Consider the following 23,248-nt stretch of genomic DNA (forward strand, 5'->3'; position numbering starts at 1 on the left):
GACCGTCACAAGAAGAAACTTTCCCGCTTCATGCTCGTCCTCGAGATTATTCTCTATATATTTATTGCTTCCGCCATGGCCTATGCGATCGTAAACTAGTGGCCAGGCGTACCGCTTCATGACCAGCATGCGTATCCCCATCGTCCTTGCCGCGGCCCTCTTTGGTTTGCTTTCCTGCAGCAAGCCTGCATCCGAAACCCCAAGTCCCCTTTTTCAGAAGCTGGAGCCCGGACAAACCGGTGTGTCATTCGCCAACCTCAACCATGAAGACCAGGGGCAGCACATTCTCGCTTACGAGTACTTTTACAACGGCGGCGGCGTAGCGGCAGGTGATATCAACAACGATGGCTATGTCGACCTGTATTTCTCATCCAATCAAGGCGAGAACAAACTCTACCTCAACAAAGGGAACTTCACGTTCGAAGACATTACCGAGAAAGCCGGCGTGGGAGCCAAAAGCGGCTGGAAGACCGGCGTGGCCATGGTGGACATCAACGCCGACGGATACCTGGATATTTACGTATGCCGATCCGGCCCGCAACACGAAATGCTCCGGCAAAATGCACTGTACATCAATAACCAGAACCTCACCTTTACCAACAAGGCCAAAGACTTCGGGTTAGACGATAATTCCTATTCTACCCAGGCCGCCTTCCTGGACTATGATCGCGATGGTGACCTCGACATGTTTCTCCTCAATCACTCGCGCCTCACCATCTCCAATTCATACGACATCACGCAGCGCTACAAGACGACACGCGTGCCCTATGTGGGGAACAAGCTATTCCGGAACGACAACCAAAAGTTTGTCGACGTGAGCGATGCCATGGGGATTTATGGTCCGGCTTCCAACTATGGACTGGGCATGGCGTATGGGGACCTGAACGCCGATGGCTGGCCCGATCTCTACACGTCCAACGACTACACCGAAAAGGACAACGTGCTTCTGAACGACCGCGGACGGTTCTTCAACGAAGTCAGCGACAGCCTGCTCACCCACATGTCGCAATTCTCCATGGGTGTGGACATGGCCGACGTGAACAACGACGGTCGCCTCGACCTGGTCACGCTGGACATGCTTCCCGACAACAATCAACGTCAAAAAGAATTCTTTTGGCCCGATCGCTACGATGTATATGCCGCCATGGTGAAGAGCGGACGGCACCACCAGTACATGCGCAACATGCTGCACCTCAACAACGGTGACGGTACGTTTTCCGAGATCGGGCAACTGGCCGGCATCTCCAACACCGACTGGAGTTGGTCGGCCCTCATCGCCGACTATGACAACGACGGGTGGCAGGATCTGTTTGTGTCCAATGGCTTCAAACGCAATTTCACCAGCAACGATTTTCTTCGCTACAAGATCGACCTGGCCCTGAAAGCGCAGAAAGGCCAACGCGATGCCACCCTGCAGGATGTGCTCAACAAAATGCCTTCCAGCAAGGAGCACAACTACATGTTCCATAACACGAACGGGATCCAATTTGAGGATGTCAGCGACACCTGGGGCTTTGCACCAAAAAATCTGACCAATGGGACCGCTTATGCCGATCTCGACAACGACGGCGATTTGGACCTGGTGATGAATAACCTCGATGAAACTGCCGGCATCTACCGCAACGACGCGGCCAATAAAAAACAAAATCATTACCTCACCGTACGCTTAAAAGGAAATGACGGCAACACCGCAGGGTTAGGTGGGACGGTGCACATCAGCGTGGGTGGGCAGTCGATGACACGCTCGTTATGCCCCTACAGAGGTTTTCAATCGTCGATGGAGCCTGCTTTGTTTTTTGGATTGGGAAAAGAACAGAAAATCGATTGGCTCTGGGTCCAATGGCCGGGTGGTGAATCCCAAATAATAAAGAATGTGGCCGCAGATCAAGTATTGGTATTGAAGCAAACCGAAGCCATCAACAAAGGCGGAAGATTGAGAAATGCAACGCCACCGTGGTTCGGGAAAGTTGAGCGCGCGCTTCCCTTCCGTCACAAAGAAAATGCGTTCATCGATTTTAAAGTGCAACCCCTGCTGCCGCGCATGTATTCAACGGAAGGACCAGCATTGACTTCCGCCGACGTAAACAAAGACGGCCTGGCCGATGTGTTCATCGGCGGTGCGAAGGGTCAACGCAGTGCGCTTTTTATACAGCACCGCGACGGAACGTTCACAGAGAAAGCACAAGCCTGGAAGGACGATACCTCTGAAAAAACAGACGCCGTGTTCTTCGACATGGATAAAGATGGCGACCAGGACCTCTATGTGGTGAGCGGCGGATATGAGTACGACACCCTCGATGTGGCGTTGGCCGATCACTTGTATCGAAACGATGGCAAAGGAAATTTTAGCGCCGTGGCATTGCCGGCGTTGATCAGCAGCGGTTCGTGCGTACGACCGGCGGACCTCGACCGCGACGGTGACCTCGACCTGTTTGTGGGTGGAAGAATAATTCCCGGCCGATATCCCGAGGCGCCGCGTAGTTATATATTATTGAACGACGGCAAAGGGAATTTTACGGAACAGACCCAGGCCATAGCCCCAGAGCTGCTGCGGCCCGGCATGGTAACCGACGCGTTATGGATGCAGATCGATCTCGATGAATGGCCCGACTTGATCGTGGTGGGCGAGTGGATGCCGGTGAAAGTATTCCTGAACAAAAAAGGAAAGCTGGAAGACCAATCGAAGGGCTATATAGATAAGAACACGGAGGGCTGGTGGAGCTGTATGGTTGCCGAAGACCTCGATGGCGACGGCGACAAAGACCTTGTGGTCGGCAATTTTGGAATGAACAACCAATTCAAGGCAACACCCGAAAGACCCGTAACGCTTTTTGCTGCCGATATAGATAACAACGGATCCATCGACCCGTTGATGAGCTATTTTATCGGCGACAAGTCCTATCCCATGCCCACGCGCGATGAACTGACCGACCAACTACCTTCCTTCAAGAAAAAATTTCCGGACTATGCGTCTTACACCCAGGCCACGTTGCAAACCATGCTCACGCCCGAGGACCTAAAGAAGGGGCACATGCTACAGGCCTTCACGTTCCAAACCACCTGGTTTAGAAATGACGGCACGGGCTTTAAGGCCTATCCCTTGCCGGTTCAATTGCAGTTCTCGCCGGTGATGGCGTTGTCGGTGTTCGATGTTAACGGCGACGACCATGCCGACATCGTGGCAACGGGCAACATTTCCGCCGCTCGCTCACGCTTCGGTAAGGCTACTGGAAATTTCGGTACGGTGATGTTGGGCGATGGCAAGGGCAAATTCAGGTTGGCTGATCCCCTGAGTCTCACGACCGGCCTTTCCGTTCGTGGCGACGCTCGTCGCATGATTCTTGTAGATGACAAAACCCTGGTGGTCGGAGTGAACAACGATTTTCCCCAAGTCTATAAACTCCATTTAGGCACGCAAATCCTCCTGGGTACGGTAGACGCCGACTCATCCCAGACCGACAAGCACTGATTTTAGATAGGCACTGAAAGCAGGTTTAGGATGACTCCTGAACGCCTTTTTTTCGCCCGCTCCGGGCTTTTCTTCGCGCGGCGTTAACAAATTGCCCTGTCTCCTGAAACATTTCATCCCCCCGGTTAACGCCACGGGAAGTAATCCGCAACATTTCCATACCCTCCTCCGCGCCTTTCCAGTCCAAATTTGTCATGACGAATTTCAATCGTTTGTGAAATCGAAAGAAATCCAACGATTGGTCTGCTAAAGAACGGTACCTGGGTTAGGTATGATTCGGGCGTTGCCGGGGAGGCTGGCTGATAGAAACAGCTTCCTTCCGGCAACCCTCCCGGCAGGCGCGGTTCCGAACGAACGTGGTTTACCCAAACAACTATACTCTATCCACTAAACCAAATCTATGATTATGAAAGAAGTCTACCGAAGCTTTTTCAAAAGGGCTTCCGTGTTTTTGTTGCTGCTGACGAGTGTGGCCGCCTATGGCCAGCACATCGTCACGGGAACAATCAAGGACCCCGCGGGCAGTCCTATGCCCGGTGTGAACGTGCTCATCAAGGGCACCGGCAATGGGACCACGACCACCATTGACGGAAACTATACCCTGGAGGCAAGCGATGAAGATGTGCTCGTCATTTCCTTCATCGGCTACAGATCGCAGGAGATCCGGGTGGGCAACCAAACCCGCATCGATGCCGACATGCGCGAAGATGTATCCACCCTCCAGGAAGTGGTGGTGGTCGGATACGGTGAAATGAAACGCACCGATCTTTCGGGAGCCCAAACGTCTGTGGGGTCCGAGCAAATTGCGAAGACCATCAACACCACCATCGAGCAGGCCATCCAAGGCCGGGCCGCAGGGGTGTATGTGACGCAGAACACCGGCCAGCCCGGCGGTGGTATCTCCGTGAACATCCGCGGCGTGAACACCATCACCGGATCGAACGAGCCGCTGTATGTGGTGGACGGCGTGCAGATCCAGCCATCGACGCTCAGCTATGGTGCCACCAGTTCTTCCAACGTTTTGGCAGGGATCAACCCCTCGGATATTTCCAACATTGAAATTCTTCAGGGTCCTTCGGCCACGGCCATCTATGGATCACGGGGAACGAACGGCGTGGTGCTTATCAGCACGAAGCGCGGTAAGGCCGGTGAAATGAAAGTGAACTATGGTTTCACTTATAGCTTGCAGGAGAAACCGAAGAACCTGCCGGTGATGACACTGCCGCAGTTTGCAGAAATGACAAACCAGATCCGCGCGATCACCGGGGGCACACCGCCGCCGGAATTTGCCAATCCTGCGTTGTTGGGACCGGGCACCAATTGGCAAGATGCGCTTTTCAAGACCGCACCACTCGCCAAACACCAATTAAGCCTTAGTGGAGGAAGTGAAAAAACGACATTCTATTTGTCCGGTGAACATTTCGATCAGGAAGGCGTAGCGCTCGGGTCGAGCTTTGCACGTTCCAGCATTCGCCTCAATGTCGACAACCAGACGCGTAAATGGTTAAAGATCGGTGCAAACCTGAACGTGAACCAAACCAAGGAAAAAATCACGGCCACGCAGGAGAACACCATTCTCAACGCCCTTCAACTGGCACCGAACATCCCGGTAAAAAACCCTGACGGAACATGGGGTGGTGCCAACGGCACCAACGGGAGCAGCGTGCAGTTCACGCCCCTCAACCCGGTGGCAATCTCCAGCCTGATCCAGAACAAACAAAAGAAATTTCAGGTTTTGGGTGGTGTAAATGTGGATGTGACCTTGTTGAAGGGTTTGGTTTTCCGAACCTCCCTCAACGGAAACCTCGGGTTCAACCGCACCGACTATTTCATACCCACTTACCGGCTAGGCGACAAAACGAATGACGTGGCCAGCCTCACTTCCGGCGCCAGCGACAATACGTATTGGAACTGGAACCAAATGCTCCAATACAATACGCGCATTGGGAAACATGATATTGGGGTGATGGCCAGCCACGAATCGCAGGAATCGCATTGGGAAAATGTGAGTGGATCCAAGAAAGGCTTCGTGACCAACAGCGTACCCGACTTGAACGTGGGCAACACACAAGGCGCAACGACTTCGGGTGGACAGTCACCCTGGGCGATGGAATCATACTTCGGACGATTAAACTATACTTTCAATGACAAGTACATCGTGCAAGGTTCGATCCGCGCCGATGGCTCGGTCAATTTTGGCCCCGACAACAAATGGGGATACTTCCCTTCGGTGTCCGCTGCCTGGAGAGTTACACAGGAGCCTTTCATGCAAAACGTGTCGTTTATCAATGAATTAAAATTGAGAGTCGAGACGGGTATAACGGGTAACCAGGGAAGTACATCGTATTATGGGCCCCTGGCCAGTGTGTCTACCCCTTGGGGCACAGGCTTCCCGTTGTCTCGCTATCCAAACGCTGCGCTGCAGTGGGAAGAGACGCATACAAACAACATTGGCTTCAACCTGAACCTGTTCCAGAACCGCATTCAATTGGAAGGTGATTTCTATGTAAAGAAAACCAGCAACCTGTTGATGACGAGTCCGCTTCCCGATTATATGGGAGTAAGCGCCGAGGGAGCGATTTCCCCGCCTCAGGTGAACGTCGGTTCTCTGGAGAACAGAGGTTGGGGTTTCACCTTGAATACCGTGAATATCGACCGGAATGGATTTAGCTGGCGAAGCAATTTCAACGTGTCGGGATTCAAGACGAAGATGACGGAGCTCTATTCCGACAATGCTTTTATTGATCACACCGCCTGGTTCATCGGCGACACAGGCTCCGGCAATAACTGGACACAACGTTCGGCCGTGGGCCAGGCACCCTGGTTGTTCCGCGGATATTTGTATGACGGCATTTTTCAATCCGTAGACCAGATCAACAACAGCGCCATCCCCGTCAAGGTCAATGGCGATCGCCAGGATGTAGCGCCCGGTGGAGTTTGGGTGGGCGACATCAAATACAAAGACCTGAACGGCGACAACAAGATCGACGAAAAGGACATCACCAACATTGGTAACCCCTGGCCTAAAGCAACCTTCGGGTTTACCAACACCTTTACGTACATGGGCTTTGATTTGAATATATTGTTGACAGCCTCCTATGGCAACGACATTTACAACTTCCTCCGGTTCAGCAACACGAATCCCAACAACATCAACCTGGGTAGAAATTTGATGGCGGAAACTTTCAACTATGCCCGCGTGGAAGGTGACGGTTCGGAAGCGCACCTGACCAATCCGGGTACTGACATCCCCCGCATTGTAACACCCGACGTGAACGGCAATGGCTTGCGCTTTACGGACAAGTTTGTAGAGGATGGATCCTACATCCGCATCAAGAACATCACACTTGGCTACAGCATTCCCAAGACACTGATTGGAAAACAAAACGTCGTTCAGGGCGTGCGATTAGCCGTGGGTGTGCAAAACCTGTATACGTTCACCAAGTACAAAGGCTATGATCCGGAAGTGGGCGCCTATGTGGGGCGCGATTCGCAATCCACGAATCAATCCATCGGTGTGGACTTTGGACGGTACCCGATGACACCGGTGTATACCTTCAACCTGGCCGTTGATTTTTAAGTCACAAAAAAAGCAAGAGCAATGAAAACTTTAAAACATATGAAAACGTACCTCGCTGTCCTGCTTTTGGTTGGACTGTTTGCCGGCTGCAGCAGCGACTTTCTGGACCAGCCGCCGCAGGACACGATCCTCGACGTAAACTTCTACAAAACACCCGAACAGGTATTGGCGGGTAGTGGACCGTTGTATGGCGTGGTGTGGTTCGCCTACAACGACAAAGCATCGCACGGTATCGGCGATGGAAGAGGCGGCGTGCTCACGTCGGGCTCTTATCAATTGGAGAACGTGGAATTCAAAACCACCAGTGTTACGGCGGAGAATTTGAGTGCATGGCGTGCTTTCTACAACATCGTAGGGCAATCCAACACCCTCATCAGCAACCTGCGCAAATATGCGGGAGAAGATGTGCCTCAGAACATCGTAGAACACGCCATCGCTGAAGCCCGCTTTATGCGCGGCATGGCCTACATGTTCCTGGTGCAGAACTGGGGTGAGGTGCCCATCATCACCGACAACACTGCGTTGCTTCAGGACACGACGATCACGCGCAATACCGTGCCGTCTATCTGGGAATTCATCACCCGCGACATTCGCTATGGAACAACCCACCTTCCTGCGACGCCCATCATGAAAGGAAGACTTACAAAATATTCCGCCGAAGGCATGCTGGCCAAAGTTTACCTGACCCGCGCCGGCGTGGGTAAAAGCATAACACGCGATGCCGTGTTCCTGGACAGCGCCCGCATCCTGGCAAAAGACGTGATCGAGAACAGCGGTGCTACGTTGATGACAGACTATGAAGAACTGTTCAAGACCAAGAACAATAACAATCAAGAAACCTTGTTCGCCCTGCAGTGGGTGTACAATGGTGCAGATTGGGGTTCGCAGAACAGCGTGCAGGCTTTTCTTGCCTTCGGTTCCAGCATCACCGGCTTTGCCGATGGATGGGGTGGCGATATCGGTGCCTCTTTATATATGTTGAACAAGTATGACGGTTTGATCGACAACGGCAACACACCCGACGCGCGACGCAAAGCAACCTTTATGTTCCCGGGCGATCACTACACCTACATACACCAACAGGTGATTGATCCGAACACCGGCAATCCGATAACCCAGGAGCTGCGCGTTCCACTCGGAGGCAGTGGCTACAACAGCCGTGCTTGGGTGAAGAAATATGTCGTAGGCCGTCCCGAGGACAACGACGGAAAAGTTTCTCAGCAACACACGGAGAACGGCACCTACATGCTGCGTCTTGCCGAAGTATACCTGATCTATGCGGAAGCAATATTGGGTGATGCGGCATCAACCTCCGACGGGGAAGCCTTGAAATACTATAACCGCGTCCGCCTTCGCGCGAACGTTGCGACCAAGGGCGTCATCACGTGGCAGGATATCTTCGACGAACGCCACCTGGAGTTCGCCATGGAAGGACAACTCTGGTATGATTTCGTCCGCCTGCACTATTACAATCCGCAAAAGGCATACGACATCCTCAGCACACAAGACCGGGGCTTCTATCGCATCACACCGGATAAAACCCCCGACCCAACAAAGTGGACGATCGCACCGGATCCCGACGATCAAACCCGGACCTTCCCGGTCGACGACGGCAACTTTAAGATCCCACTTCCCTCCACCGAAGTGTTGCGGGCTCCCAACCTGTCGAAGACACCCGTTCCTTATGTTTTTAACTGATCGACAAAAGCGCTGGGCGAGGCCTGAGAAAATGAAAGGCCTTGCCACAGCATAAAAAATAATCTTATGGATATACAGAAGAAAATAACACGAAAAGTATTGACGGCCATGGGCCTGTTGATCGGTGCGGCTTCGTTGTTTGTGTCGTGTAACGACGACGAGCCCGGTGGCACCCCGGCCCTGGAGCGTGTGAGTTTGGTGGCAAAAGACTCCACCACGCAAAGCGGAAAGAGAGGGACCACCTATGTGATCTACGGTAACAACCTGGCGACAACCCGCGAAGTCTATTTCAACGAATCGCTGGCGCCGCTGAACGTCACGCTGGTGCGCAACGACAACATCATCATCCGCATTCCCGACAACGCACCGTTTGCCGATGTGCCCAACAAGATCAGGGTGGTTACTGAATTCGGGCAAGCCGAGCTACCCTTCGTGATCCAGCAACCCGGACCGAAGATCACCAGTTTTGATCCTGCCTTTATCGGCGCCGGCGGCATCGTGACCATCGAAGGCGAGTTCTTTGAAAACCTGCAAAGCGTCAAGTTCGATGATGCTGAAGCGGAGGTCGTCTCTGCCAGCGGAAAAGAGATCGAAGTGAAAGTTCCCGACGGTGTGACATCCGCCTACTTGTACGTGACCACTTCGGCAGGCACGGTGAAGTCAACATCGGCCTTTGGTTTCAAATTCGTGATCTACGACGAGGACCTCGTGGCCACCTGGCAGAAATGGGGTGGATGGAGCAGCACCACCGATTGGACGAGCACGCAGCAAGCCAAGCGCGGCGACAAATCCATGAAGATCACCTACGATGGCGCCTGGGGTGGTTCTCAATCGCACCCGTCAAACACGTTTGTGTTGGTCAATAATTATACCGCGGTGAAGTTGTCGATCTTTGGAGGAGCCGGTACAACCGGGAAGAACGTGATGTTGTTTATCAAAGACAACGACGGTGTAGTGGGTACACAAAAGTCATTGGCCATCACGGAGGGCGTGTGGACCGACTATACCATTCCGCTAACGGAATTGGGCAGCCCGTCGACCATCAATGAATTTGTTTTTCAGGATCAGGGCGGAGCACCCTACGTGATCTTTATAGATGATATCGGATTATTGTAAACCTTTTAGAGCATTTTGATCTTATACCGGTGGTACGTCCGCAAAGATGTGCCACCGGATTTTTTACCCCGGTATCCCTTGCCGACAACTCATTCATTTACATGCAGAGACTGTACGCTATTCTTCTTTTTGTGAACCTCCTGTCCTTGCCGGTCATGGCCCAGGATACGCAAGGTTTTTTCCTGGACGATGCAACCGCAAAGGATGCTGTTATTCCGTCCTTTGCAGAATTTGATAAACCCTCAAAACCTTCCACCGCCACCGTGTCGGTTGATGTCTCCAATGTGGTGGCGCCCGTATCGAAATATCTCTACGGAAACAACGCCAACGTCTACATGACACAAATGGTAGATCAGCCCACGTTGCTGGGTTACATCAAGACCTTATCGCCAAATGTGCTGCGCTTTCCTGGCGGGAATCTCAGCAGCGTTTATTTCTGGAATGCCCAAAATGCGTCACAGCTTCCGGCCGATGTCCCCCCGACACTCATCAATGCCGATGGCACCACCGGCGACCCGAATCCCTATTGGTTTGGGAAGAATGCTGACAGCTGGACGATGTCGCTGGATAACTATTATGAAATGCTGAAGCAAACAAAAAGCACCGGCATCATCACGGTGAACTACAGCTATGCGCGCTACAGCACCGCCGAAAATCCCGTCGCTGCCGCCGCGCACCTCGCCGCCGATTGGGTGCGCTATGACAACGGTCGTACAAAGTTTTGGGAGCTTGGAAACGAAAATTACGGCACATGGCAAGCCGGCTACCGCATCAAGACCGCAGACAACAAAGACGGCCAGCCCGAGATCATGACCGGTGAGACCTATGGCAAACACTTCAAAGTATTTGCCGACTCCATGCGCAAAGCGGCCACAGAGCTCGGTGTGGAAATTCACATTGGTGCCCAGTTGTTCGAAGCACCACCCGCAAGTTGGTCGGGTGATATCGAACGGAACTGGAACACGGGCGTGTTGTCCAACGCAACATCAACCCCGGATTTTTATATTGCCCACAGCTACTTCACACCCTACGATACCGACTCGAAAGCCGCCGACATTCTCGCCACCGCGTTGACCGTCCCCACAGACATCATGAGCTTTTTGAAGAAAACCATATCCGACGCAGGCCAACCTATAAAACCCATCGCGCTCACGGAGTGGAATATCTTTGCTGTACATTCCAAACAAATGGTGTCCTACATCAGCGGCGTGCACGCAACCATGGTGTTGGGTGAACTGATAAAAAACAAATACGGCATGGCCAGCCGTTGGGACCTGGCCAATGGATGGAGCAACGGCGACGACCATGGCATGTTCAACAACGGAGACGAGCCAGGAGGCATCCCGAAGTGGAATCCAAGACCGATCTATTTCTACATGTATTACTTTCAACAATACTTTGGCGATAACATGGTGAGCGCGTCCGTCTCGGGCAGTTCGGATGTCGTGGCCTACGCTTCTACGTTTCATTCCGGAGAGGTCGGGTTGGTCGTTGTGAACAAAGGCACTTCCGAACAAACCGTAAGCGTAAACCTGCAGCACTTTGGCTATGGCAATCGATTCTATACCCACACGCTGTCCGGCGGCACCGACAATGGTGAATTCTCGCTAAAGGTTTCGGTCAACGGTCAGGGGCCCACGCTGTCGTCCGGTGGGCCGGCAAATGTGGAAAGTATCAAAGCCCGGTCGGCGCTTGTCGGAAGCGGCGTAAAAGTGACCGCTCCCCCCAGGTCAGTGGTTTATGTCTTGGTCGAGAATGGCGAGAACATTGTCACCCCCGTAGAAAAAGAACAACCGGTCCAGAAAATGAAAGTGTATCCCAATCCCGCCACGGAAAATTTCAGATTGGATTTCCCGACCGCCGGATTCGACAGGATGGAACTGTTGGACACCACGGGCAAAACCGCCTTCAGAGCAGCCATCGATCCATCCCAAACCTCCGCGGAATTTCACGCCCATCTTCCCGCGGGGCTCTATTTCATCCGGGTCTCCGGCTCCAAAATGATTTTGCTGGATAAATTAATGACACAGTAATTTAGCGTTACTTTACATCACGGCCGATGACAGGATATGCAGGAAGTACTGCCGAGCTCTCCGACAACCTCGTCATTCCGCAGGCACGCGCTTCCTCGATCTTCGCATGTGGCCCAAGGAATCCCGTGGATAGCGCACTGAATCTGTGTGGTGATGCATTTCAACCGGGCGTGAGACTCTCGGTGTTTGCCGGTGTTCGTTTCACCACATCCGCAGGTTATCCAGTTTCACTGCTCTCGAAATTCGGGATGTCTTGAATTACTGGCGTAGATTTTTAAAAAGTGTGTGCCTGCGACATGACGAAGTACTGCCGGGCTTTCCGACAAGCTCGTCGTTCCGCAGGCACGCACTTCCTCGATCTTCACGTGCGGCCCAAGGAACCCCGTGGATAGCGCATTGGATCTGTGTGGTGATGCATTTTAATCGGGCGCGCGGCTATCGGTGTTTGCCGGTGTTCGTTTCAGCACATGCGCAGGTTATCCAGTTTCACTGCTCTCGAAATTCGGGATGTCTTGAATTACGGGCGTAGATTTTTAAAAAGTGTGTGCCTGCGACATGACGAAGTACTGCCGGGCTTTCCGACAAGCTCGTCGTTCCGCAGGCACGCACTTCCTCGATCTTCGCATGTGGCTCAAGGAACCCCGTGGATGGCGCATTGGATCTGTGTGGTGATGCATTTCAATCGGGCGTGCGGCTATCGGTGTTTGCCGGTGTTCGTTTCAGCACATGCGCAGGTTATCCAGTTTCACTGCTCTCGAAATTCGGGATGTCTTGAATTCCGGGCGTAGATCTTTAAAGAACTTGTGCCTGCGACATGACGCGGTCATCCGGCATTGCAATAAAATACGAAATTGAATTCTATGTCATCCAAAATTAGCATCCTCATCACCATCCTGTTACTCCATGCTACGTGTGCAGGCAAAGCACAAGATGGTCTTTCGACAGACATCCGACTCAACCAAACAGGCTTTTACCCCAGAAGCCAAAAAGTGGCCGTGATCACCGCTGAAAGCCCAGCTGAATTTTATATCGAAACCATCGGAGAAAAGAAAAAAGTATGGGAAGGAAAATTGACCGATTATCGCCCGGCAACATTCACCAGCAAAAAGACCCGCATCGCCGACTTCACATCGTTTCAACAACAAGGTAACTATCGCCTTGTCGTGAAGGACTTGGGATTCTCCCATCCCTTCGCCATCCAAAACAACGTTCACGAAGCCGTGGCAAAAGGCTCTATAAAAGCGTTTTACTTTATCAGAGCCTCCACAGCACTCACCAAACCGTATGCCGGCAAGTGGGCTCGCGCGGCTGGACATCCGGATACAAAAGTTCTGGTTCACCCCTCTGCCGCCTCAGCACAACGAAAAGCAGGCACCATCATTTCATCGCCGCGCGGCTGGTACGATGCGGGAGACTACAATAAGTATGTCGTGAACAGCGGCATCACCACGGGGACATTGCTTTCGCTCTACGAAGACTTCCCCCAATACATGAACGCGGCGTCCTGGAACATTCCCGAAAGCAAAAATGCCGTCCCCGATCTCCTGGACGAAGTGTTGTGGAACCTCCGCTGGATGCTCACCATGCAAGATCCCAACGACGGAGGCGTCTATCACAAATGCACCAATGCAAAATTCGACGGGATGGTGATGCCCGAAGTAACCAAAGACCCCCGTTATGTCGTACAGAAAAGTACGGCGGCCGCGCTGGATTTGGCTGCGGTCATGGCGCAAGCTTCCCGGGTGTACAGAAAATTTGACACGGAATTCCCGGGCTTGGCCGACTCTTGTTTGAACGCATCCACAAACGCATGGCAATGGGCGACAAAAAATCCGGAGGTGCTGTACGACCAGAACAAGCTCAATGCCGCCTTCGAACCGAAGATCACCACCGGGGCGTATGGCGACAGTGACGTGAAAGACGAATGGATGTGGGCCGCGGCCGAATTGTATCTCACCACGCACGAAGAAACGTACTACAAAGCTGTGGCGATGTTGCCGGACGAAAAGATGCCGTTGCCGTCGTGGCCACAGGTGCGACTGCTGGGATACTATTCGCTGGCGCGCTTTTCCGAGGTCTTGACGGGGAAAGCAAAGGAAGATTTCCCGGAGATCAAAAAGCGACTGCTGCAAACCGGTGATGATCTCACCCGGAAAGTAGACCTGCAACCTTATCAAACCGTGATGGGGCAGACGGCCAAAGATTTTATTTGGGGCAGCAACGCCGTGGCAGCCAATCAGGGGATCTTGCTGTTGCAATGCTATCGCCTCACAAAGGACAAAAAATATGTGTTCTACGCCCTGACCAACCTGGACTACCTCCTGGGAAGAAATGCCACGGGCTATTCTTTTGTTACGGGCTTCGGTTCGAAAACACCCATGCACCCACACCACCGCCCATCCGAAGCCGACGGCATTGCTGAGCCAGTGCCCGGACTGTTGGCGGGTGGACCCAATCCATCGATGCAGGATAAGTGTCAATACCCCAGCGCCGTCCCGGATGAAGCCTATGTGGATAATGTGTGTTCCTATGCATCCAATGAAATCGCGATCAACTGGAATGCACCGTTGGTATACCTGGCCTTTGGTATCGAGGCATTAGCAGGAGAAGGTCGCTGAGCCTGACCGTCGATGTGGGAAAGGAACAAAGAAATTGTATTTTAGGGGACAACCAAAAAATGCCCTCTATGCGCAAGCTTGTTTCTATCTTTTTGTTTTTAACAGTCACCATTCCTACGCTCGCAACGGTACGCGCGGCGGAACCATCATCCAATTCTGCTGACTCGCTACTATTCTTCACCGCTGCCGACGGTGTAAAGATCCACTACGACGTGAAAGGCGAAGGCAAAGCTGTAGTCCTTGTTCACGGATTCATTGTAGACGGTGAATCCTGGAAGCGCACAGCACTCTACAACGATCTCCTGACAAACGGATTCAAAGTGATCACCCTGGACCAACGCGGCAACGGCAAGTCCGACAAACCTCACACTGCAGAAGCCTACGCGAACGACGCGGAAGCACGCGACATCATGGGATTGATTTCATTCTTAAAGATCAAATCGTACGACGTGGTGGGCTATTCCAGAGGAGCCATCATCACCGCCCGGCTGCTGGTGCTGGATAAACGCGTAGACCATGCTGTGCTCGGCGGGATGGGCGACGACTTTACAAACCCCGAGTGGCCCCGAAGGATCATGTTCTACAAAGCCCTTAGCGGAGAGCCCGTAAAAGAATTGGAAGCCGTGGTGAAACGCATACAAGATACCGGCCTCGATCAACAAGCCTTGGCGCTCATGCAAAAAGAACAGCCCTCCACCAGCAAAGAAGCATTGGGAAAAATAAAGAAACCGGTGTTGGTGCTTTGCGGCGACAAAGACTCCGATAATGGGTCTGCCGGCAAGCTGGCTGCCTTGATCCCGAAAGCAACGTTTCACACCGTGCCCGGCGATCATGGCGGCGCATCGTCCACCAAAGAATTTTCCAGCGAAGTACTGAACTTCTTTAAATAGCGTCAGGCCCGCGTTCGCCGGTACGCAAACGGATCACTTCTTCCAGCGGGGTGATAAAGATCTTTCCGCTGCCGACCAATCCGCCATCGTTGGCCTTGGTGGCGCTGATGATGGCGTTGCAAGTGACGTCTACGAACTCGTTGTTGACGGCAATTTCCAGACGGATGTTGGGCACCAGGTTGGGGATCACCACCTGCCCGCGATAGATCTCCTCTGTCTTGCTGCGGCCGTGACCGGAAACATGGCTCACCGTGATGCGCGTGATGCCGGCATCGATCAGGGCCTCGCGCACCTGGTCGAGTTGATTTTCGCGAATGATTGCTATAATGAGTTTCATGGATGTTTCAATTTAGTAAAGCGCCGGGTGGAATGCCCAACTTTTTTGTGTGAATGAATTAGCTGGGATTCGTCATGCCGTATCCTCTTTCACCATGGTAGTAGTTATCCAAACCACGCATCTCGGCCTCGGCGTTGGCGCGTAGCGGGATGATCTTGTTCAGGACCACCAGGATGATCCATGTCCCTACACCTGCATAAACAATGGCAATGCCTACTGCTGATGCCTGCACACCCAATTGTTGCCATACGGTCCAGCTTCCTGCAGCGGTTGCTGCTTCAGCCATCCAGGTGTCGCGGATAAAGAACGTAAGGAAAAGAGCGCCTACAATTCCGCCCACACCGTGGATCCCAAAAGCATCCAGCGTGTCGTCGTAGCCCAATTTGTTTTTGAGGATAATGGCCAGGTAGCAGATCACGGTCGCCAGGGCTCCCAGTGCTAAAGCGCCAACCGGTTTCACCACGCCTGCGGCAGGCGTAATGGCTACAAGACCGGCGAGGATACCGCTCACAAATCCAACGGCAGTAGCCTTGCCTTGGTGAAATCCTTCGATGATGATCCACGTAAGCGCTCCCGCCGCGGCAGCCACTTGTGTGGCCGTCAAGGCCTGTGCTGTGCTAAGTCCGCTGGAGATACTGCTGCCGGCGTTGAAGCCGAACCATCCAACCCAAAGCAACCCGGCACCGATCATGGTCATCACCAGGTTGTTCGGACGCATGGGAAGGTGAGGGAACGACTTGCGTCCGCCCAAATAGATGGCCGCCACAAGCCCGCTCACACCTGCAGAGATGTGCACCACCGTGCCCCCCGCAAAATCAATCGCGCCTTTCGCGCCAAGGTTGAACAGGAACCCGTCTGCTGCCCACACCCAGTGGCAAAGCGGGTTGTAAATAAGGATGCCCCACAAGGCAATGAAGAAGCAATAGGATTTGAACGACACCCGTTCGGCAAACGCGCCGGCGATGAGTGCGGGCGTGATGATGGCGAACTTGGCCTGGAACATGGAGAATACATATTCAGGAATGCCGGCGGCCATTACTTTGTCGTCGATGCCGCCGAGAAAGAAATAGTCGTCGCTCCACCCAAACCAGCCTCCCAATACGCTGGGGCCGAAGGCCATGCTATACCCACAGGCTACCCACAGCACCGTCATGATGCCCATGGCGGCAAAGCTGTGCATCATGGTGCCCAGCACGTTCTTGGTTCGTACGAGGCCGCCATAGAACATGGCCAGGCCGGGGATCATTAAAAGCACGAGCGCGGCCGAGGTCAGCATCCAGGCCGTGGCACCGGAATCGATGACCGGCGCATCGGCAGCCCACAAGTGAGCAGCAGGGAAAAGCGTGAAGGCCAGCAGCAAAAGGAGGAAGCGCGTAGTAATTTTCATTTAAGGCGAATTGGTGGTCTGGTTATATGAAAACTGAGACAGGCATCGCTTAACTTGGAGGGCCCTCGGTCGAACCGAAGAAAAGCCGTTCAGGTATGGCACGAGCTGCCTAAATTTAGGGGGCAAAATAAAGTAGTTTGGATGGATCTACAAAATCAAGGGTCAGAAACAACCCAGGGAAGCCCAAAAGAATACAAAAAATATAAAAATCAGTTTAAATTTTAACGAACTAGTAAGCCTTATCAACCCTAACAAACGGTAACCAGCCTTATGCGCGAGACAAAACCCGAATTCATACACATCCCTAAACCTCAAATGGAAGAAGCCTTCCGGCAGATCCTGCTTCGCCATGGTTTCCCCACCGCCAAAGCGGCAACGTGTGCGGCAATATTCACCGACAACAGCATCGATGGCGTGTACACCCACGGCGTGAACCGCTTCTCCCGGTTTGTCAAATACACCCAACAGGGCCATATTCTCCCGGAGAAAGAAGCCGTGCTGAAACATGCCGCCGGGTGCCTGGAGCAATGGGATGGTCAGTCGGCTGCAGGGCCGCTCAATGCCTTGCAGTGCACCGAGCGCGTGATGGAGATCGCCGGCGTACAGGGCATGGGTTGTGTGGCCCTCGCGCATACCAACCACTGGATGCGTGGCGGAACCTATGGCTGGAAGGCTGCCAAAGAAGGCTTTGTCTTCATCGGCTGGACCAACACCACCGCCAACATGCCCACCTGGGGTGCCCTCGACAACAAACTGGGCAACAACCCGCTCGTCATCGCCGTGCCCCACGAGGGCGAAGCGATCGTGCTCGACATGGCCATGTCTCAATACTCTTATGGCGCCCTGGATTTCTATGAACTCAAGAAACAGCAACTCCCCGTACCCGGCGGCTTCACAAAAGACGGCGTGCTGACGACCGACCCTTCGGCCATCCGCGAGTCGCAACGCATTTTGCCTATTGGCTACTGGAAGGGCTCCGGTTTATCGCTCTTGTTGGATATCGTGGCCACGTTGCTTTCGGGTGGACTTTCCACCGCCGGCGTCTCCCAACAAAAAGCAGAGACCGGTGTTTCCCAGGTGTTCATGGCCATCGACCTGAAACGGCTGGGGAACTACAAGGCCATGGCCGCCTCGTTGCAACAGATCCTCGATGACTATCATGCCTCGCGCCCCGATGGGAATTCGCGTGTGATCTTCCCGGGCGAAAGGGTGCTGGCCACCCGCGAAGAAAACACAAAGAATGGAATACCCGTTTTGAAGAAGGTTTGGGATGAGATCCAACAATTATAGTAAATTAGGTAAAACGTTTTTTGTAGAACATGAAGAGAAAATACTTCGCCCTGTTGGTGTTGATCTTGCTGACAACGTTCGCTACAGCGCAAAAATTAAAACCCGGATTCAACAAAGCGGAATACATCGAAATGCTTCGGATAACGTCACGGCATTTTGACACGGCCGCTTCCATTCTCAAAATTCCCGGGCCGAAAGATTTTAGAAAGGCCTACAGGTCACCCGTGATGGGTCTCGACAACCGGTGGGACCTCTGGACCAATGGTGATGGCGTTGGCGTGATCAGCATTCGCGGCACCACGGCGAATCCAAAGGGATGGCTGGAAAATTTTTATGCGGCTATGGTTCCGGCAGCGGGCAAGATTAGGGTGGCCAGTGATTATGAATTCAGCTATGCACTCAGCCAAAACCCAAAAGCCGCTGTGCACCTCGGCTGGCTCATCGGCACGGCCTTCCTGGCCAGGGACATCGTTCCAAAGATCGACTCTTGCTATAAGGCCGGCATGAAAGATTTCGTGATCGTCGGTCACAGCCAGGGCGGAGCCATTTCGTACCTGATGACCTCCCACCTGCGCAGCCTGCAGCAACAAAAACATCTGCCGGCCGATATACAATTCAAGACCTATTGCAGCGCAGGACCGAAGCCCGGCAATTTATATTATGCCTACGAATATGAAAGCATCACCCTGGGATGGGCATTCAACGTAGTGAACTCGGCCGACTGGGTGCCGGAGACTCCCATCAGCCTTCAAACGGTGAACGACTTCAACAAAACCAACGCCTTCGTGAATGCGAGGCCGTTCATCAAAAAGCAAAAGTTCCCAGCGAAACTCGCGCTGAAGCACGTGTATAACAAACTAGAGAAACCACCGCGGAGAGCGCAGCGCAAATATGAAAAATACCTCGGCAGCTTCCTGTCAAAGCGCGTAAAGAAGGCTTTGCCCGGCTATGTCACACCCGCTTTCGTACACTCGACGGATTATGTGCGCACAGGAGCATTCATCATCTTGCTGGCCGATCAGGAATACTTCACAAAGTTCCCCGACAGCAAAGAAAAAATTTTCACACACCACCTTTTTGAACCCTATTTCTACCTGGCTGACAAATTGCCAGATTGAAAATATTATCGCCACCGCACAAACAAATTTCGAAATTTCTGCGTTTTGATTGCTGATGACGGACGTTATCCGAAGCTGCGACGACAGTCGTTGCACTGTTAACCCGCTTCGCATGTTTCACTAAAAGAAAGGAGGTACAAATGTCTAGTCCCAATGAAATTTTATCAAAATCAATCAAATCAATCCATCTCACAGGTGTACTGTGTTGAAATGAGGGTTTGAATTCCTTGTGAGATTTTTGATTTGTTGATAAAATTGAATGAGGATTTATTGAAGGAGGCTGTCTCAAAAAGACAGCCTCTCTTTTTTGTAACCCCAGGCTTTAGCCTGGGGGTTAGCGCTGACTCTTGCCATTGCGCCGCGCTCGCATGTTACTGAAAGCACCAACGTTCATGGCGCACCTTTACCACCTCTGGCTCCGAAGTGTGATTGGGCCACCGGCTCAAAGGATAGTCTATAGGAGAAGGGCTCGCCACGTCGGCGCACGAGGCATTGCGTACGGTCGGCGCCAAGAAACGTGAAGATCGATCCGCCTTTCCTATGGCGCCTTGTTCTCGTTATGCCGCTAACCCCAGGCTAAAGCCTGGGGTTATTATGAATACCTTAGCATGGAGAGCATCGTCTGCGATCTCAAAAAAAATTTCTTGTAACCCCAGGCTTTAGCCTGGGGTTAGCGCGGCTGCCTGCCACTGCGCCACGTTCGCATTTCGGTAGTAGCACGAACGTTCATGGCGCACCTTCACCACCTCTGGCACCGAAGTGCGATTGGGCCACCCGCTCAAAGGATGGATAGTCTACAGGAGAAGGGCTCACCACGTCGGTGCACGAGGCATTGCGTGCGGTCGGCGCCAAGAAACGTGAAGATCGATCCGACTTTCCTGTGGCGCCTTGTTTTCATAGCGCCCGTAACCCCGGGCTAGAGCCTGGGATTACTAAAACCCGGAGTGGGTGCCCATGGTTTGTTCCGGTTGCTGGCGCTCTCAAAAAAGTAGAGGCTGCCTTTTTGAGGCAGCCTCTTTTTCTGTTTTATGATTTAGCGTCAACGGGTCCTATTCATACCGCAGCGTCTGCGTGGGATTGCTTGTGGCGGCTTTGATGGTTTGCATACTTACGGTGACGAGTGCCAGCGCAATGGCCGACGCGGCCGTCAGGAAGTAGACCAGCAAATTCATGTCGATGTGGTAGGCAAAGGTGCCCAACCATTTTTGCATGAAGTACCATGCCACGGGCCAGGCCATCACATTGGCAACCACGATGAGCACGACAATCTCCTTCGACAACAATCCCAGGATGTTCGGCACGGAAGCACCCAAGACTTTGCGGATGCCGATCTCTTTCACGCGTTGCATCGTGTTGAAGGTTGCCAACCCGAAAAGCCCCATGCAGGCAATAAAGATGGCGAGGCCTGCAAAGATCGTGAACAATTGACTTTGCTTTTGTTCCGACGCATAGAGTTGTTGATACCGCTCACTAAGGAATTCATAGTCGAACGGACGCTTCGGCAAAAATTCATGCCACAGCTTTTCCAGGTGGGCCATGCCTTCCTCCATATTTTTTCCAGAGATGCTCACCGCCATGCGACGGTAGCCGCCTTTGCGGGGATAGAACACGAGCGGCACAATTTCCTGATGTAACGACTCGAAGTGGAAGTCTTTGACAACGCCCACGAGTTTTCCCGTCGTGCCGCCATAGGCGAAATCTTTCCCGACGCCTTCAGCAGGCGTCTTCCAGCCATAGGCCTTCGCTGCAGCCTCGTTGACGATGAACGCCAGCGTGTCGTCGGTGGTGATGTCTTTCGAGAAATCACGGCCGGCGGCGATGGGGATGTCGAACGTTTTGAAGAATTCATAATCTACCCGCACGTCCTTTGTGGTCACGGTCGAGGACACCAGGCTGTCGCCTTTCATGATGAGCGGCGCGCCCTGGCTATCCAACAGCCTTCCCGTTGGGACACGCGAGGACCGGGACACATTTTTGATATGCGACGATTTTGTCATTTCGTTATAAAAGGCGTCATAAACCGGATCCAGCTCCTCATCGTAGTAAGGCAACGTGATGACCTGGTCTTTGCTATAGCCCAAATCCAGACTGTTGAGATAACCCAGTTGTTGGAAGGTGATGGCGGTGGCAATGATGAGGGCAATGGAAATAGCAAACTGCGCTACCACCAGCGCTTTGCGCAGGGCGCCTTTGCCACGGGTGGAACCTTGTTGACCCTTCAGCACCAAAGCAGGTTTGAAACCGGAAACCACAAAGGCCGGGTACACACCCGCCAGGATCCCCACAAAGAATGCGAAGGCGATCAGCCCGATCAACAACGGCCAGTTGGTAATGAGATTCAGTGAGAGGGCTTTACCGGTGAACACGTTGAGCCAATGCAGGCTGATGAACGCAAGGCCTGTCCCCAACACCAGCGCAAACCAGGAAATGAGCACCGATTCGCTGAGGTACTGGCTGATCAATTGCATCTTGAAAGCTCCCACCACTTTGCGCAGACCCACTTCCTTTGCACGCTTCGTGGCGCGGGCGGTGGAGAGGTTGATAAAGTTGAAGCACGCGATGAGGATGATGAACAAACCGATGATGCCCATCATGTATACCGTGTTGATGTTGCCGTTCACTTCGAGTTCGTCGTCGAGGTGTGAGCGAAGGTGGATGTCGGTCACTTTTTGGAGAAAGAGGGTGGTGGACTTGGAGGCTACCCAGTCGGCGGGAACGCCCCAGTTGGCTTTGGCGTAGTTGCCAAAATGTTTGTCGAGAAAGGCGGGGAAGCGGGCTTCGATCTTTTTCGGGTCGGCGCCTTCTTCCAGGAGCATGTAGGTGCCAAAAGAATTGTTGCCCCAGTTGGTCTCCAGGTTTTTGCGTCCATAGATCTTGTCGTCGTCCAGTGTGCTAAAGGCCATCAGGTATTCGGGATGCCAGTGGGCCTGGGGTGGAAGGTCTTCGTAGACGCCGGTCACTTCGATGTCGAATTGATTGTTGGCGCGCAGCCTTTTGCCGGTCACGTTCACATCGTTGAAGAACTTCATGGCCGTTTTGCGCGACAGCATGATCGTCATCGGGCGCGTGAGGGCCGTGGCCGGGTCGCCAGTCACGATCTTGAAATCGAAAATTTTAAAGATGTCGGGCTCCGCCAGGAACAGGTGGTCCTCCGAGAAATTCTTTTCCAGCTTCCCGTTTTCTTCCAGCCCCATAACGATCCCAAAATTGACCGTGCGGGCCAGGACCTTGATCTCGCCAAAGTCGTTCTTGAGCAGCGGACCGATAGGAGGGGCCACGTTGCCCAGGTGCAGGTTTGGGGTGCCGTCGTCCGACAGGAAATTGCGGGTGACGCGGTAGATGCGGTCGGCCGAGGCATGTTGCTTGTCATAGCTCACCTCGTCGCGGATATATAAATAGATGAGCATACAGCACATCATGGCCAACGCCAGCCCGGCGATGTTGATGAAGGCCGTAAGCTTGTTGCGGAAGATGGACCGCAGGGCTACTTTTAAATAGTTTTTGATCATACAGATAGGGTTACAAACAGGGTAAACTGAATCGATAGACTCTGGTTACACAAAGACTGTGCTTTTTTCCAAAAGGTTGCCTGGAGTCGGGAATGACGCTTTTATTTTTTGAGAGTGTTCATTTTTGTGCAGCGCGATGTTCGTTTTTCGGTGGTCTTTGCTTCACCGTCGCCCAAAATGTGTCTACCTTCACGGTCTTGACT

12 protein-coding genes are annotated in these 23,248 nt (G+C 52.9%); 9 read left to right on the forward strand and 3 right to left on the reverse strand.

Annotated elements, in window-relative coordinates; all coding sequences use genetic code 11:
• The first annotated feature begins 118 nt into the window (after positions 1-118).
• From BUB30_RS23025 to BUB30_RS23055, 7 genes are all read left to right on the forward strand, one after another.
• Complete coding sequence (locus tag BUB30_RS23025) at positions 119-3,469, forward strand: VCBS repeat-containing protein (protein WP_073138635.1); 3,351 nt, start codon at positions 119-121, stop codon at positions 3,467-3,469.
• 406 nt (positions 3,470-3,875) lie between these two features.
• A complete protein-coding gene (locus BUB30_RS23030) occupies positions 3,876-7,049 on the forward strand; it encodes a SusC/RagA family TonB-linked outer membrane protein (protein WP_073138638.1) in 3,174 nt (1,057 codons plus the stop codon).
• 39 nt (positions 7,050-7,088) lie between these two features.
• Positions 7,089-8,747: a RagB/SusD family nutrient uptake outer membrane protein gene (locus BUB30_RS23035; RefSeq protein ID WP_084138320.1), complete on the forward strand. Its 1,659-nt coding sequence runs from the start codon at positions 7,089-7,091 to the stop codon at positions 8,745-8,747.
• A gap of 66 nt (positions 8,748-8,813) precedes the next feature.
• A complete protein-coding gene (locus BUB30_RS23040; RefSeq protein WP_073138644.1) occupies positions 8,814-9,863 on the forward strand; it encodes an IPT/TIG domain-containing protein in 1,050 nt (349 codons plus the stop codon).
• A 101-nt stretch (positions 9,864-9,964) separates the two neighbouring features.
• Positions 9,965-11,896, forward strand: coding sequence for a T9SS type A sorting domain-containing protein (locus tag BUB30_RS23045; RefSeq protein WP_143165045.1), 1,932 nt, complete (start codon positions 9,965-9,967; stop codon positions 11,894-11,896).
• Positions 11,897-12,756: 860 nt separating this feature from the next.
• Entirely contained in the window at positions 12,757-14,514 is a 1,758-nt protein-coding gene (locus BUB30_RS23050; RefSeq protein WP_073138650.1) for a glycoside hydrolase family 9 protein, read from the forward strand.
• A 68-nt stretch (positions 14,515-14,582) separates the two neighbouring features.
• Positions 14,583-15,404, forward strand: coding sequence for an alpha/beta fold hydrolase (locus tag BUB30_RS23055; protein WP_073138653.1), 822 nt, complete (start codon positions 14,583-14,585; stop codon positions 15,402-15,404).
• On the opposite strand, the gene BUB30_RS23060 is transcribed toward BUB30_RS23055, so the two are convergent.
• Both BUB30_RS23060 and BUB30_RS23065 read right to left on the reverse strand, forming a co-directional pair.
• On the reverse strand, positions 15,397-15,741 hold the full coding sequence (locus BUB30_RS23060) for a P-II family nitrogen regulator (RefSeq protein ID WP_073138656.1): 345 nt from the start codon (positions 15,739-15,741) through the stop codon (positions 15,397-15,399). The two genes, BUB30_RS23055 and BUB30_RS23060, sit on opposite strands and share 8 nt — an antisense overlap.
• 58 nt (positions 15,742-15,799) lie before the next feature.
• The gene (locus BUB30_RS23065; RefSeq protein ID WP_073138658.1) at positions 15,800-17,128 is read right to left on the reverse strand and encodes an ammonium transporter; all 1,329 of its coding nucleotides are present in this window, start codon (positions 17,126-17,128) and stop codon (positions 15,800-15,802) included.
• A gap of 270 nt (positions 17,129-17,398) precedes the next feature.
• On the opposite strand from BUB30_RS23065, the gene yiaK reads away from it, so the two are divergent.
• Both yiaK and BUB30_RS23075 read left to right on the forward strand, forming a co-directional pair.
• Complete coding sequence (yiaK, locus tag BUB30_RS23070; protein ID WP_073138661.1) at positions 17,399-18,418, forward strand: 3-dehydro-L-gulonate 2-dehydrogenase; 1,020 nt, start codon at positions 17,399-17,401, stop codon at positions 18,416-18,418.
• 29 nt (positions 18,419-18,447) lie between these two features.
• Complete coding sequence (locus BUB30_RS23075; RefSeq protein ID WP_073138664.1) at positions 18,448-19,536, forward strand: lipase family protein; 1,089 nt, start codon at positions 18,448-18,450, stop codon at positions 19,534-19,536.
• Positions 19,537-20,585: 1,049 nt separating this feature from the next.
• Here the strand turns inward: BUB30_RS23075 and BUB30_RS23080 are convergent.
• Positions 20,586-23,045, reverse strand: coding sequence for an ABC transporter permease (locus tag BUB30_RS23080; protein ID WP_073138667.1), 2,460 nt, complete (start codon positions 23,043-23,045; stop codon positions 20,586-20,588).
• Between the last annotated feature and the right edge of the window lie 203 nt (positions 23,046-23,248).

Source organism: Chryseolinea serpens (genome assembly GCF_900129725.1).
Lineage (GTDB): Bacteria > Bacteroidota > Bacteroidia > Cytophagales > Cyclobacteriaceae > Chryseolinea > Chryseolinea serpens.

What these genes read in the sequence shown, in the direction of transcription:
- BUB30_RS23025 (WP_073138635.1), top strand. Translation starts at nt 119, where the DNA reads ATGACCAGCATGCGTATCCCCATCGTCCTTGCCGCGGCCCTCTTTGGT.
- BUB30_RS23030 (WP_073138638.1), top strand. Translation starts at nt 3,876, where the DNA reads ATGAAAGAAGTCTACCGAAGCTTTTTCAAAAGGGCTTCCGTGTTTTTG.
- BUB30_RS23035 (WP_084138320.1), top strand. Translation starts at nt 7,089, where the DNA reads ATGAAAACGTACCTCGCTGTCCTGCTTTTGGTTGGACTGTTTGCCGGC.
- BUB30_RS23040 (WP_073138644.1), top strand. Translation starts at nt 8,814, where the DNA reads ATGGATATACAGAAGAAAATAACACGAAAAGTATTGACGGCCATGGGC.
- BUB30_RS23045 (WP_143165045.1), top strand. Translation starts at nt 9,965, where the DNA reads ATGCAGAGACTGTACGCTATTCTTCTTTTTGTGAACCTCCTGTCCTTG.
- BUB30_RS23050 (WP_073138650.1), top strand. Translation starts at nt 12,757, where the DNA reads ATGTCATCCAAAATTAGCATCCTCATCACCATCCTGTTACTCCATGCT.
- BUB30_RS23055 (WP_073138653.1), top strand. Translation starts at nt 14,583, where the DNA reads ATGCGCAAGCTTGTTTCTATCTTTTTGTTTTTAACAGTCACCATTCCT.
- BUB30_RS23060 (WP_073138656.1), bottom strand. Translation starts at nt 15,741, where the DNA reads ATGAAACTCATTATAGCAATCATTCGCGAAAATCAACTCGACCAGGTG.
- BUB30_RS23065 (WP_073138658.1), bottom strand. Translation starts at nt 17,128, where the DNA reads ATGAAAATTACTACGCGCTTCCTCCTTTTGCTGCTGGCCTTCACGCTT.
- yiaK (WP_073138661.1), top strand. Translation starts at nt 17,399, where the DNA reads ATGCGCGAGACAAAACCCGAATTCATACACATCCCTAAACCTCAAATG.
- BUB30_RS23075 (WP_073138664.1), top strand. Translation starts at nt 18,448, where the DNA reads ATGAAGAGAAAATACTTCGCCCTGTTGGTGTTGATCTTGCTGACAACG.
- BUB30_RS23080 (WP_073138667.1), bottom strand. Translation starts at nt 23,045, where the DNA reads ATGATCAAAAACTATTTAAAAGTAGCCCTGCGGTCCATCTTCCGCAAC.